Consider the following 13,473-nt stretch of genomic DNA (forward strand, 5'->3'; position numbering starts at 1 on the left):
AGGAGGAAAAGATGCCGCATATTCATGTATTAGACCAGATCACGATCGATAAGATCGCAGCGGGAGAGGTGATCGAGAGACCGGCCTCAATTGTAAAAGAGCTTGTAGAAAATGCCATTGATGCAGGTTCTACATCCGTGACGGTGGAGATTAAAGATGGGGGAATTTCCTTTATCAGGATCCGGGATAACGGATGCGGAATCCCGAAAGAAGAAGTGAAAAGTGCATTTCTCCGGCATTCGACCAGTAAGATCGAGACGGTGGAAGACCTGTCACATATTGCATCGTTGGGGTTCAGAGGAGAAGCATTGTCAAGCATTGCCGCAGTGACAAGAACCGAAGTGATCACCAAGACGAAGGACAGCGATCTCGGAACAAAGTATGTCATTGAAGGCGGAAAAGAGGTTTCCCTGGAAGAGACAGGTGCACCGGATGGAACGACATTCCTTGTGCATCAGCTCTTTTATAATGTGCCTGCGAGAAGAAAGTTTTTAAAGACTCCGATGACCGAAGCGGGACATGTCCAGGATCTGCTGATGCATCTTGCACTTTCACATCCTGAGGTGGCATTGCAGTTTCTTAATAACGGACAGGAGAAACTACGGACTTCCGGGAATGGAAAGCTGAAGGATGTGATCTATCAGATCTACGGAAGAGACGTTGCTGCGAATCTGATCGAACTGGATTATGAAAAAGGAGGACTGCGTATCACCGGATTTCTTGGCAAGCCTGTCATTACCCGGGGAAACCGGAACTTTGAAAATTTTTTCGTGAACGGACGCTATGTAAAAAGCGGAATGATCTCAAAGGCACTGGAGGATGCGTACCGGGATTTTGTTATGCAGCATAAGTTCCCATTTGCAGTACTTCATTTTCATTTAAACGGGGAAGAAGTCGATATCAATGTTCATCCGACAAAAATGGAACTGCGGTTTCAGAAGCAGCAGGAGGTATACGGGACAGTCTTTGAGGCAGTGCATCGAACGCTGCTTGAGCCGGAGCTGATTCAGCGGGCAGAAGTACCGGAACCGGTAGCTGTCAGGATGGAAGAGGAGAAACGCAGGTCAGAAGAGAAAGCTGAGAGAAGAAAGGAAAGTCCTTTTCTTCTGCGTCCGAGAGCTTCTGCATCCATGGCAGGAGAAAGCCGGACAGTTTACGGGGAGAATCCGTATACCAAGAAAGATGCAGAATCCACGGAGAGAACCGGGGCAGCACAACCGGCAGAACATACAGAAAATTCTGAAGTCATGCAGCCGACAGGAGATCAGGAGAGAACCGGAGCAGTACAGAGCATGGAAAGCACCGCAGGCACGCAGGTACAGCCGGATCCGGTGCCGGACAATGCCGGAACCGGAAGAGCTACAGTCAGGGATGAGGATTATTTTATCAGAAAGATGAGGGAGAGAGTTCTGTCTTATCATAACCGTTCATCTTCTGCGGAAGTTTCGGATAAAAATGGAATCTTCCGGCAGGATGAGCAGATGGAGCGGATCAGTGAAAGAGTGCAGGAACAGAAAGAAAAGCCAAAGCAGATGGATTTATTTGAAGAAAATTTCCTGAAGCGGGAAGTACGTGCGGAATATAAACTGATCGGTCAGGTCTTTGATACGTACTGGCTGGTTGAGTTTCAGGATAAATTGTATATTATCGATCAGCATGCGGCACATGAGAGAGTACTGTATGAAAGGACACTGCAGGGAATGAAGACCAGAGAGTTTACTTCCCAGTATTTAAGCCCTCCGATCATTTTGTCTTTATCCATGCAGGAGGCACAGCTTCTGAATGAAAATCTGGACCGGTTTACCAGGATCGGATTTGAGATCGAACCGTTTGGCGGGGAAGAATATGCAGTACGTGCAGTGCCGGACAATCTGTTCAGCATTGCAAAAAAGGAACTGTTGATGGAAATGCTGGATGATCTGGCAGACGGACTGTCCACGGGAATGACACCGGAACTGATTGATGAAAAAGTGGCATCCATGTCATGCAAGGCGGCAGTCAAAGGAAATAACCGATTGTCTGCACAGGAGGTGGACGAGCTGATCGCTGAACTGCTGACCCTGGATAATCCATATCACTGCCCTCATGGAAGACCGACGATCATTGCCATGACAAAGCATGATCTTGAAAAGAAATTTAAGCGAATCGTATAAGGAGAACAGAGTGGAAAAAGAAGAAAAGAAGCCGCTGATTATTCTGACCGGTCCGACGGCAGTCGGCAAAACTGCTGCCTCCATCGGACTTGCAAAAGCTGTAGGCGGAGAGATTATTTCAGCAGATTCCATGCAGGTATACAAAGAAATGGACATAGGTTCGGCCAAGATCACACCGGAAGAGATGGAAGGAGTTCCTCATCACCTGGTCGATGTGCTGGAACCGGAAGAGGAGTTTAACGTAGTACGTTTTCAGGAACTGGCAAAGGAGGCAATGAAGGGGATTTATGAACGTGGTCATATCCCGATCGTTGTAGGCGGGACAGGTTTCTATATCCAGGCACTTCTGTATGATATAGATTTTACGGAAAATGAGACAGATCACACATACCGGAAAGAACTGGAGCAGCTCGCGGAGGAAAAAGGAGAAGAGTATCTCCATAAGTTGCTTCAGGAGGCAGATCCGGAATCAGCCGGCCAGATCCATTGTCATAATGTGAAGCGGGTGATCCGTGCATTGGAATTTTATCATCAGACGGGAACAAAAATTTCTGAGCATAATGAGAAAGAACGGGAAAAAGAAGCTGCATACCGGTCCGCATATTTTGTTCTGACAGATGAGAGAAAAAGGTTATATGAACGGATCGACCGCCGTGTGGAAAAAATGATGGAGCAGGGACTGCCCGAAGAAGTGGAGGCACTGCGAAAACGCGGGCTGAAACGGGAAAACGTATCCATGCAGGGGCTTGGATATAAAGAGCTGTTCGGCTATTTTGAAGGAGAATATCCGTTTGAAGAGGCAGTCAGGATCATCCAGCGGGATACAAGGCATTTCGCAAAGCGTCAGCTGACGTGGTTCAGAAGAGAACGGGATGTGATCTGGATAGATAAAAGTATTGTCGGAAGAGATGAAGACAAGCTGATCACATTTATGCTGGATCAGCTCAGAAAAAAAGAGATAATCAGGTAAAAGAAGAGGAAAGAAAATGGGAATAATGGATACAGAAAAAATCTATGAAGGACTTGGAATTTCCAGAGAAGTATGGGAGTACGGGCAGAGGACAGAGAGCCGGCTGAAAGAACGGTTTGAAGAATTTGACAAAAATGCAGAATATAACCAGATGAAAGTGATCCGGGCGATGCAGGAGAACCGGGTCAGTGAAGGCTGCTTTAATTATGTGAGCGGTTATGGGTATAATGATCTTGGAAGGGATACACTGGAGTCGGTTTATGCGTCGGTATTTCATACCGAGGCAGCCCTGGTACGTCCACAGATTACCTGTGGAACGCATGCACTGGCACTGGCACTGGCTGCCAATCTGCGTCCGGGCGATGAACTGCTCTCTCCGGTCGGAAAGCCGTATGATACACTGGAAGAAGTGATCGGTATCCGTCCATCCAAGGGATCTCTTGCGGAGTATGGGATTACTTACCGGCAGGTGGAACTTTTAGAAGACGGATATTTCGATTATCCGGCTATTGAGGCAGCCCTGAATGAAAAGACAAAGCTGGTGACGATCCAACGTTCCAAAGGATATCAGACAAGACCAAGCTATTCCGTAGAAAAGATCGGAGAACTGATTGCTTTTATTAAAGAGAGAAGACCGGATGTGATCTGTATGGTAGATAACTGCTATGGAGAATTTGTAGAGCGGATTGAACCGAGTGATGTAGGAGCAGATATGATCGTCGGTTCTCTGATCAAAAATCCGGGAGGCGGCCTTGCACCGATCGGTGGCTATATTGCCGGACGGGAAGATCTGATCGAGAACTGTGCTTACCGGCTGACTTCTCCGGGACTGGGAAAAGAAGTGGGGGCATCTCTCGGAGTCATGCAGTCATTTTATCAGGGATTTTTCCTTGCACCGACTGTGGTATGCGGTGCGTTGAAAGGGGCAGTCTTTGCAGCCAATATTTATGAAGGACTGGGATATCCGGTAGTACCGGATGGAAAAGAATCCCGTCATGATATCATTCAGGCAGTGACCCTCGGCTCTGCGGAAGGTGTGATCGCTTTCTGTAAAGGAATCCAGGCAGCAGCTCCGGTGGACAGCTATGTAAGTCCGGAACCATGGGCAATGCCGGGGTATGACAGTGATGTGATCATGGCAGCAGGAGCTTTTGTGCAGGGATCTTCCATTGAGTTAAGTGCGGATGGTCCGGTCAAGCCTCCGTATGCAGTTTATTTCCAGGGAGGACTGACCTGGTATCATGCGAAACTTGGCATCCTGAAATCATTGCAGAGTCTGCTGGATGCAGGGGTAGTCAGCCGGGAACAGATTGAACAGGCGTGAGAGGGAGCAGAATGAAAAAGAAAAATCGGATCGCAGTGATCGGTGGCGGAGTTTCGGGAATGACTGCTGCGGTTACCGCGGCAGAGCAGGGAGCTGATGTGCTGCTGCTGGAACAGAAAGAGATGACCGGAAAAAAGATACTGGTGACCGGGAACGGAAGATGCAACTATACGAACCGGGTGCAGACACCGCAGTGTTACCGTTCAGATGATCCGGAATTTCCGTGGAAGGTCATGCAGAAGTTCCCGGCAGAAAAGATTCTGGAGCTTTTTCAGGAGATGGGAATTTATCCAAAGGACAGAAACGGTTATATTTATCCCAATTCAGATCAGGCTTCTTCTGTGGCAGAGACTTTGCAGGAAGAACTGGAGAGGACCGGTGTGGAGGTGCATACCGGTGTCCGCTGCCTGGAGATCCGCAGAGAAAAAAATGGATTTAAGATCTGTGCGGAGGGAAAAAGTTTTCAGGCAGACCGGGTGATCTTATGTGCCGGTTCCAAGGCGGCTCCAGTGACCGGATCAGATGGATCGGGGTATGATATTGCAAAAAAAATGGGGCATAGCCTGATTCCGGTTCTCCCGGCACTGGTGCAGCTTCAGTGCAGTGGAAAGTTTTTTAAAAATATTGCAGGGGTAAGAGTGAACGGAAAGATCATTCTTTATACAGATGGAACAGAGGCGGCTTCTGATACCGGAGAATTGCAGCTTGCTGCGTACGGACTTTCAGGAATCCCGGTATTCCAGGTTAGCAGATATGCTTCGAGAGGATTGTATGAAGGAAAAAAAGTAGAGGCGATGATCGATTTTATGCCGGAACTTTCTACGGAGAAAATGCTGGACTTTTTAAGAAAAAGAGCCCGAAACAGACCAGAAAAAACCGCGGAGCATTTTCTGACCGGATTATTTCATAAAAAGCTTTCCGGTCTGTGGCTGAAATTTGCCAGGATCCCGAAAGAAAAAAGAGTGGGAACTCTGACGGAGGAAGAACTCCGGCACCTGACCTGGCTGATCAAAGAATTTAAAGTACAGGTCACAGGTACTAATTCCTTTGAACAGGCACAGATCTGTTGCGGAGGTGTTGATACGCGGCAGATCCATGCAGATACAATGGAGTCCAGACTTGTTCCGGGGGTGTATTTTGCAGGAGAGATCGTAGATGTTGACGGGATCTGCGGAGGATATAATATTTCCTTTGCAGTTGCCAGTGGTGTGCTGGCAGGAAAATCGGCAGCAACGAAAGAGTGAAAATGAGATTGGAGAAATGAATCATATGATAAGAGTCAGTCAGTTAAAATTATCGATTCCACATACAAAAGAGCAGCTTGAAAAAAAGCTGGTCAGACAGCTTCACATCCGCCCGGAGGAACTGATCTCTTATCAGATCCGCAGACAGTCACTGGATGCGAGAAAGAAACCGGAGCTTTTTTATGTCTATACAGTGGATGTAAAAGTGAAAAATGAAGCGATGCTGTTAAAGCATAAAAAGGGGAGCAATGTTTCGCATATAGAGGAACGTCCATATCAGGTTCCGCCACATGGAACGGAGAAATTAAACGGAAGACCGGTAATCGTCGGAAGCGGACCGGCAGGTCTGTTCTGTGCTTATGTACTGGCAAAAGAGGGGTATCGTCCGTTGGTGCTGGAACGTGGGGCAGACGTGGAGAAGCGAAAGTCAGATGTGGATCATTTCTGGGAAACCGGGGTTTTGAATCCAGATTCCAACGTACAGTTCGGTGAAGGCGGAGCCGGAACTTTTTCGGACGGAAAGCTGAATACACTTGTAAAAGATAAGAACGGAAGAAACCGGTTTGTCCTGGAGACATTTGTAAAATTCGGGGCGGCAGAGGATATTTTATATGTGCAGAAACCACATATCGGAACCGATATCCTGATTGAAGTTGTCAGGAAAATGCGTGAAGAAATTTTACGCCTGGGAGGAGAATTTTCTTTTCATTCTCAGGTGACAGATCTTCTTGTGGAGCAGCATTGCCTTCAGGTTAATGGAACAGAAGAAATTCCGGCAGGAGTTGCAGTTTTTGCAATCGGACACAGTGCGAGAGATACGTTTGAGATGCTGAACCGGCATCAGCTTCCGATGCGTGCCAAATCTTTCGCAGTGGGGGTCAGGGTGGAACATCCGCAGGAACTGATCGATCAGTCGCAGTACGGAAGAAGCCGGGGAAAAGAACTCCCGGCAGCCGCATATAAGCTGACAGAAAAGCTTACAAACGGACGGGGCGTATATACCTTCTGCATGTGTCCGGGAGGGTATGTGGTCAATGCGTCTTCGGAAGAACACCGCCTTGCGGTCAATGGAATGAGCTACAGCGACCGGGCCGGAAAAAATGCGAACAGTGCGGTGATCGTAACTGTGACACCGGAAGATTTTGGATCAGATGATGCTCTTGCAGGAATCGCATTTCAGAGAAAGCTTGAGGAAAATGCCTGGAAAGCCGGACAGGGAAAAGTACCGGTACAGAGATTTGAGGATTTCAGGAAGAACCGGATCAGCACAGAATATGGAACAGTAAGTCCCTGCATCAAAGGAGCGTATACACTGGCAAATGTCCGGGAGATCTTCCCAAAGGAACTTTCGCTGTCGCTTGAGGATGGAATCCTTGCAATGGATCATAAGATCAGAGGCTTTGCCGGAGAGGATGTATTGCTGAGTGGTGTGGAAAGCAGAACTTCTTCACCGGTGCGGATCGAGAGAAATGAACAGTGCGTTTCTGAAAAAATATCCTGGATCTACCCGTGTGGGGAAGGCACCGGGTATGCAGGAGGGATCACGTCTGCTGCCATGGACGGGATCAAAGTTGCGGAAGAGATCATCCGTCGTTATGAATCTTAAGGTTTCTTAAATTCACATTTTTTTAATGATTCATCTCTATACACTTTTTGGAAACTGTGCTAAAATTAGTCGTTGTATTCTATCGTCGCAGTGATATGATATAGATGCAGAGAAATGAAAATGTTACGATAAAAGAGATGTACCGTGAAGAGCGGCCTTATGAAAAGTGTGAACAGTATGGAGCAGAGAATCTGACAGATGCAGAGTTACTGGCAGTTCTTTTGCGAACCGGAACAAAAGGGGAGAATTCACTCCGGCTCGCACAGAAGATCCTGCATCCGGAGACAGATCGGGGTGGTCTTGTGAACCTTCCGCAATGGACAGTGGAACAGCTTCGGCAGGTCAGGGGGATCGGCAAAGTGAAAGCAATTCAGATCCGCTGCCTTGCAGAGCTTGCAAGAAGGATGGCGAAGGCAGAGGCTTTGGAGGGTCTGGATTTTTCTTCTCCGAATACGATCGCCCGTTACTATATGGAAGATATGCGGCATCGTCAGAAAGAAGTGATGAAGCTGCTTTTGCTGAATACAAAAGCAAAACTGATCGGAGCCAGTGATATATCAGTGGGAACGGTCAATGCAACGCTCGTATCTCCGAGGGAGCTTTTTCTTGAAGCTCTGAAGAAGAATGCAGTATCCATCATTCTGCTTCATAATCATCCAAGTGGTGACCCGACTCCGAGTCAGGAAGATATTCTTCTGACGCAGAGAGTGAGAAAAGCAGGAGATCTGATCGGTATCGAGCTGCTGGATCATATCATCATAGGAGATAATCGTTATATAAGTCTGAGGGAAAAGGGTTTCTTTTGCGGGAATCCGGGTTAAGAAATTAAGGGGTTGGTTTTAGAATGGCCAGGAATATATATGGGCTGGATCTTGGGACATACGAGATCAAGATTTTTGATAAAAAGAAAGTACGGATCTGGCGGGAAAAAAATGTGATAGCCATGAAGGATAAAAAATATATTTTTTCCGTCGGAAATGAAGCGTATAAGATGTATGAAAAAGCACCGGAGAATGTTGAGATCCTTTTTCCGATGAAGAACGGAGTAATCGCGAGATTTGATGATATGCAGTATTTACTGGGGAGTCTTCTGAAGACAGATCATCAGTTTGCCCGTGGAGCGGAATATGTGATCGCAGTACCGACCGATGTGACGGAAGTGGAAAAGAAAGCGTTTTACGATCTTGTGATGCATTCCGAGGCAAAGGCAAAGTCAGTCAGGATTGTGGAACGGGGACTGGCAGATGCCGTCGGACTGGGGCTGGATGTGATGAATGAGACCGGGATTTTTATTGCCAACTTTGGTGGCGGCACTACAGAATTGTCGGTGCTTTCCCGCGGCGGAATGGTCATGAACCGGCTGCTGAAGACCGGTGGAGAAACGCTGGATGCAGCGATTGCCGGACGGGTCAGGAGAAACCGGGAGTTCCTGATCGGGAAAAGCACGGCTGAACGTCTGAGAAAAGAATTTGCAGTATTTGAAGACGGAACAGCGGATGCAAAAAGAGTCTATGGCAGGGATCTGACTTCCGGTGTCCCGGCACATACTGAGATACAGATCAGTCTTGTGCGTGCGGCGGTCAAGGAGCCTTTGGAAGAATGTGCAGAGGCAATCCGATCCATGCTCACGCGAACCCCGCCGGATGTCAGAAGGGCGATCGAGGCCAGGGGCATCTATCTGACCGGTGGTGTTGCAGGTCTGAAGGGCTTTCCTACATATCTGGGAGAAAGGACCGGACTGAAGGTTTTTACGGTACCTGACCCGGAATTATGTGCGGTGAAAGGGCTTCAGAAGATCATACTGGACAAGGAGTATTATAAAAAATTAAGCTATTCTATGTTAGATCAGAATTATAGGTGGTTAAGATAAGATTATGAAAAAAAAGAAGACGCAGGCATCAGCCTTTAATAAATATTTATTGATCGGACTTTCCGTTTTTTGTATTTTAATGATGACGTTATCCGTAGTTTCTGAAAAGACAAAAGGACCTTTTAAGATGATCGCGGAGGTTACGGTAGTTCCGCTTCAGAAAGGAATCAACCATATCGGAAGCTGGATGGGAGATATGAAAGATAATTTCCAGACCCTGAAAGAAGTACGGGCTGAGAACAAAAAGCTTCAGGAGCAGGTGGATTCCCTGGTGATCGAGAACAATAATCTCCAGCAGGAACGGTATGAGCTTGAACGGCTGCAGGAGTTATATCAGTTAGACCAGAGCTATTCAGATTATAAGAAGACAGCAGCACATGTCATTGGAAATGATTCAGGCAACTGGTTCAGTACATTTACCATTGATAAGGGAAGCAATGACGGAATCGCAAAAGATATGAATGTTATGGCAGGAAGCGGACTGGTCGGAATCGTGACAGATGTAGGGCCAGCCTGGGCGAAAGTCCGTTCAATCGTAGATGACTCCAGCAATGTGAGCGGTATGGTATTGTCTACATCTGACCGGTGCGTGGTCAGCGGAGATCTTTCACTGATGAGTGACGGACAGATCCGTTTCAGCCAGATGGAAAATAATGATAATACAGTTTCCGTTGGAGATCAGATTGTTACATCTTATATCAGTGACAAGTATCTGCAGGGAATCCTGATCGGATATGTCAGTGAAGTGACGGTTGATTCCAATAATCTGACCCGGTCCGGATATATTACACCGGCTGTTGATTTTAAAAATCTGCAGGAGGTACTGATTATTACATCCACCAAAGCAGATCTGACCGGAGGAGAAAAAAAATAGGAGGAATACGGAAATGAAGATGTTGAAGTTTAAAAGATTTATCACGACAGCAGTGATCCTGCTGGCTGCCTATCTTCTTCAGAGTACGGTATTTTCTCATCTGGAATTGGCCGGGATCAAACCAAACCTGCTGCTGATCGTTACAGCAGCTTTTGGTTTTATGAGAGGACCGAAGGAGGGAATGTGGATCGGACTGGCAGCGGGGCTGTTACTGGATGTTCAGTGTGGAGATATCATTGGATTTTACGGCTTGATCTATCTGCTGGTGGGAGCATTGAATGGCCTGTTTGAGCAGCTTTTCTTTGATGAGGATATCAAACTTCCGCTGTTCCTGATCACACTGAGTGAGTTTCTGTATGGGATCGTGATCTATTTTCTGATGTTCCTTCTGAAAAGTGATTTTAAGTTCCCGTATTATCTGGGCAGGATCATTGTGCCGGAACTGATCTATACGATCATGGTTACGCTGATCGTGTATCCGCTGATCCTGTGGGTAAATCATAAACTGGAAGCTGAAGAGAAAAGGAGTGCAAGTAAATTTGTTTAGAAATATTTGGGACAGGATTAAAGAGGCGGGGGCGTATCTTTTAAATTCCAGACTGGTCATGCTGATCCTGGTATTCTGCTTGAGTTCCTCAATTCTGATCGGCAGACTTTTCTATCTGCAGATCGTGAAGGGGGAGGATTATCTGCAGAACTATGAGCTGTCTATCCGACGTACAAGCACGATCCAGGGAACAAGAGGAAATATTTATGACCGGAACGGGGAACTGCTGGCATATAACAAGCTCGCATATTCGGTGACGATCAATCTTTCCACGGTAGAGAATGCGATTACGACAACAAGGCGTGCCGAGAAGAATCAGGAGATCAACCGAATCCTGGATAAAGTTCTGTCGATTGTTGAAGAGCATGGAGATTCGGTGATTTCCAGTTTCGGGATCGTACTGGATTCGGCAGGGGAATATCAGTTTACACAGACCAGTGAGACACAGAGACTGCGTTTTATTGCGGATGTATATGGAAAAGCGAAGATCGATCAGCTGACAAAGAAGCAGAAAAATCAGACGGCAGCGGATGTGATCCATTATCTCTGTTCAGATGAGCGGTATGGATATGGACTGGATGAATCCAGCCTGGATGCGGCTTATATCTTAAAGATGATCAATATGCGGTATGCAATGAACCTGAACAGTTTTCAGCAGTACATTGATACAACGCTGGCATCGGATGTCAGTGACGAAACTGCGGCTGCAATCATGGAGAACAAGGATATCCTGACCGGAATCGATATTACGGAAGATTCAGTCAGAAAATATACGGATGCAGAGTATTTTGCATCAATCATCGGTTATACAGGGCAGATTTCCCAGGAGGAGTATGATGCTCTTTCAGAGGATGATAAAAAGAGATATTCTCTTTCGGATACTGTAGGAAAGGCAGGACTGGAGCAGACATTTGACAGTGTGCTGCAGGGTACAAAAGGAAAAACGACCGTCTATGTTGATAATCTCGGACGTGTGACGGATACTGTGAGCAGAAAAGAACCGGAGGCAGGAAATGATGTTTATCTGACGATTGATAAGAATCTGCAGGAAAATACTTATAAGCTGTTGGAAGAAAAAGTGGCGGGAATCGTTCTTGCCAAACTTCAGAATGTCCTGACCTATGATCCATCCAATGTCAGTGATTCCAAAAATCTGATCATTCCGGTTGGGGATGCATATTATAATCTGATCGGGAACAGTATTATTGATACAGGACATTTTGTGAAAGATGATGCAAAGACAGCAGAAAAGGCGGTTTACAGTATATTTCAGCCGAAACGGGAAGAAGCGGTCGCAGCGATCATAGCCCAGATGCAGAACAAAGATGCAGCGGCATACAAAGATCTGGATGATGAAATGAAGGGCTATATGGACTATGTCTGTGATACGGTGCTTACAAAAAATACAGGCATCCTTAATTCAGATCTGATCGATAAAAATGATGATACTTATATTTCATGGGCAAAAGATGAAGTAATCAGTCTTTACACGTATCTGAATTATGCAATTTCAAAGAACTGGATCGATACGACAAAGCTGGGAGAAAATTCTTATTCGAGTTCAGAGGAGATTTATCAGGAGATTTTGAACTATCTGCAGGATTATTTGAAAAATGACAGCAGTTTCGACAAACTTCTCTATGAAAATCTTATAAAATCAGGAAGTGTTACAGGAAATCAGGTTTGTGCGATCCTTTACGAACAGGGGGTACTTCCGATGGATGAGTCTGCATATAACGGTCTTTTAAGCGGCAGTATCGGTGCTTTTTCCTGGCTGACAGGAAAGATTCAGAATCTGGAGATCACACCGGGGCAATTGGCTCTGGAGCCGTGTTCTGCAGGGGCAGTCGTTACCGATCCGAAGACCGGAAAAGTGCTGGCATGTGTTTCTTATCCGGGATATGATAATAACCGGTTATCCAATGTGATGGATACAGATTATTATGTACAGTTAAGTACCGGGCTTTCACGTACTTTCTACAACAGGGCAACGCAGGAAAAGACAGCACCCGGATCAACCTATAAGATGATGTCTTCCGTAGCAGGTCTGACAGAAGGTGTGATCGGTGGTGGAACGTATCTGCCATGTACGGGTGAATTTGACAAGATCACGCCGAGTCCGAAATGCTGGATCTATCCAAGTGCCCACGGCAGTCTGAATGTAGTGGGAGCAATTCAGCATTCCTGTAATGATTTCTTCTATGAAGTGGGTTACAGACTCGGACAGGACGAAAATGGGAATTATGATAGCAGTGTCGGACTGGAAAAACTTGAAAAATACGCAAGCATGTTCGGACTGGATGAGACTTCAGGGGTGGAAATCCCGGAGTCCGATCCACAGATATCTGATACAGATGCAGTTCGTTCTGCAATCGGACAGGGTACGAACAACTACACAGTAAGCCAGCTTAACCGTTATGTGACGGCTGTAGCAAACCGGGGAACCGTATATAAGCTCTCTCTGGTAGGAAAGACGACAGATGCTGATGGAAAGCTGATCAAAGAGTATGAACCGGAAGTCGTAAACCAGATGGATGAAGTAAGCTCCTCCACATGGGATCTGGTTCATAACGGTATGGAAAGCATGGTGAAAAATTCATCGGTATTTTCAAAAATGGAGATTGCGATGGGAGGAAAGACCGGTACTGCACAGCAGAGTAAAGTGCATCCGGATCACGTTCTGTTTGCAGGATATGCACCTGCGGATGATCCTCAGATCGCGATCACAGTCCGTATTGCCAATGGATACAGTTCCAATTATGCGGCAGAAATCGGACGGGATATCACAAAAGTATACTTTGATGCCAATGCAGCGAAAGATCTGATTACAGGAAAAGCATCATCACTTGGAAAGGCTGGTTCAGGAGATTAAGAGCAGGGGGATT

At 46.4% G+C, this 13,473-nt stretch carries 10 protein-coding genes; all 10 read left to right on the forward strand.

The features are described from left to right. Positions 1–11: 11 nt before the first annotated feature. The 10 genes from mutL to NQ541_RS05355 all read left to right on the forward strand — a co-directional run bounded on the left by mutL (position 12) and on the right by NQ541_RS05355 (position 13,460). A complete protein-coding gene (gene mutL / locus NQ541_RS05310) occupies positions 12–2,153 on the forward strand; it encodes a DNA mismatch repair endonuclease MutL (RefSeq protein WP_005610082.1) in 2,142 nt (713 codons plus the stop codon). Continuing rightward, positions 2,119–3,123, forward strand: coding sequence for a tRNA (adenosine(37)-N6)-dimethylallyltransferase MiaA (miaA, locus tag NQ541_RS05315; RefSeq protein WP_005610081.1), 1,005 nt, complete (start codon positions 2,119–2,121; stop codon positions 3,121–3,123). Before mutL ends, miaA begins: the two co-directional genes overlap by 35 nt. A gap of 25 nt (positions 3,124–3,148) precedes the next feature. Beyond that, entirely contained in the window at positions 3,149–4,447 is a 1,299-nt protein-coding gene (locus tag NQ541_RS05320) for a methionine gamma-lyase family protein (RefSeq protein WP_370742243.1), read from the forward strand. An 11-nt stretch (positions 4,448–4,458) separates the two neighbouring features. Continuing rightward, entirely contained in the window at positions 4,459–5,691 is a 1,233-nt protein-coding gene (locus NQ541_RS05325) for a BaiN/RdsA family NAD(P)/FAD-dependent oxidoreductase (RefSeq protein ID WP_005610078.1), read from the forward strand. A 25-nt stretch (positions 5,692–5,716) separates the two neighbouring features. Then, positions 5,717–7,297 carry an NAD(P)/FAD-dependent oxidoreductase gene (locus NQ541_RS05330; protein ID WP_044940379.1) on the forward strand — a complete coding sequence of 527 codons (1,581 nt, stop codon included), beginning with the start codon at positions 5,717–5,719 and terminating at the stop codon, positions 7,295–7,297. A gap of 104 nt (positions 7,298–7,401) precedes the next feature. After that, the gene (gene radC, locus NQ541_RS05335) at positions 7,402–8,118 is read left to right on the forward strand and encodes a RadC family protein (RefSeq protein ID WP_005610076.1); all 717 of its coding nucleotides are present in this window, start codon (positions 7,402–7,404) and stop codon (positions 8,116–8,118) included. Positions 8,119–8,141: 23 nt separating this feature from the next. Further along, a complete protein-coding gene (locus tag NQ541_RS05340) occupies positions 8,142–9,167 on the forward strand; it encodes a rod shape-determining protein (protein WP_005610075.1) in 1,026 nt (341 codons plus the stop codon). Positions 9,168–9,171: 4 nt separating this feature from the next. Continuing rightward, positions 9,172–10,041, forward strand: a complete 870-nt coding sequence (mreC, locus tag NQ541_RS05345; RefSeq protein ID WP_005610074.1) for a rod shape-determining protein MreC — start codon at positions 9,172–9,174, stop codon at positions 10,039–10,041. 13 nt (positions 10,042–10,054) lie between these two features. Beyond that, positions 10,055–10,588 carry a rod shape-determining protein MreD gene (mreD, locus tag NQ541_RS05350; protein ID WP_005610073.1) on the forward strand — a complete coding sequence of 178 codons (534 nt, stop codon included), beginning with the start codon at positions 10,055–10,057 and terminating at the stop codon, positions 10,586–10,588. Continuing rightward, positions 10,581–13,460 (forward strand): penicillin-binding transpeptidase domain-containing protein, encoded by a 2,880-nt coding sequence (locus tag NQ541_RS05355; RefSeq protein ID WP_207744693.1) that lies wholly within the window; start codon positions 10,581–10,583, stop codon positions 13,458–13,460. Before mreD ends, NQ541_RS05355 begins: the two co-directional genes overlap by 8 nt. Positions 13,461–13,473: the final 13 nt, after the last annotated feature.

The organism is [Ruminococcus] lactaris ATCC 29176 (assembly GCF_025152405.1).
GTDB lineage: Bacteria > Bacillota > Clostridia > Lachnospirales > Lachnospiraceae > Mediterraneibacter > Mediterraneibacter lactaris.

What these genes read in the sequence shown, in the direction of transcription:
- mreC (WP_005610074.1), top strand. Translation starts at nt 9,172, where the DNA reads ATGAAAAAAAAGAAGACGCAGGCATCAGCCTTTAATAAATATTTATTG.
- NQ541_RS05340 (WP_005610075.1), top strand. Translation starts at nt 8,142, where the DNA reads ATGGCCAGGAATATATATGGGCTGGATCTTGGGACATACGAGATCAAG.
- mreD (WP_005610073.1), top strand. Translation starts at nt 10,055, where the DNA reads ATGAAGATGTTGAAGTTTAAAAGATTTATCACGACAGCAGTGATCCTG.
- NQ541_RS05330 (WP_044940379.1), top strand. Translation starts at nt 5,717, where the DNA reads ATGATAAGAGTCAGTCAGTTAAAATTATCGATTCCACATACAAAAGAG.
- NQ541_RS05320 (WP_370742243.1), top strand. Translation starts at nt 3,149, where the DNA reads ATGGATACAGAAAAAATCTATGAAGGACTTGGAATTTCCAGAGAAGTA.
- NQ541_RS05325 (WP_005610078.1), top strand. Translation starts at nt 4,459, where the DNA reads ATGAAAAAGAAAAATCGGATCGCAGTGATCGGTGGCGGAGTTTCGGGA.
- miaA (WP_005610081.1), top strand. Translation starts at nt 2,119, where the DNA reads ATGATCTTGAAAAGAAATTTAAGCGAATCGTATAAGGAGAACAGAGTG.
- radC (WP_005610076.1), top strand. Translation starts at nt 7,402, where the DNA reads ATGCAGAGAAATGAAAATGTTACGATAAAAGAGATGTACCGTGAAGAG.
- mutL (WP_005610082.1), top strand. Translation starts at nt 12, where the DNA reads ATGCCGCATATTCATGTATTAGACCAGATCACGATCGATAAGATCGCA.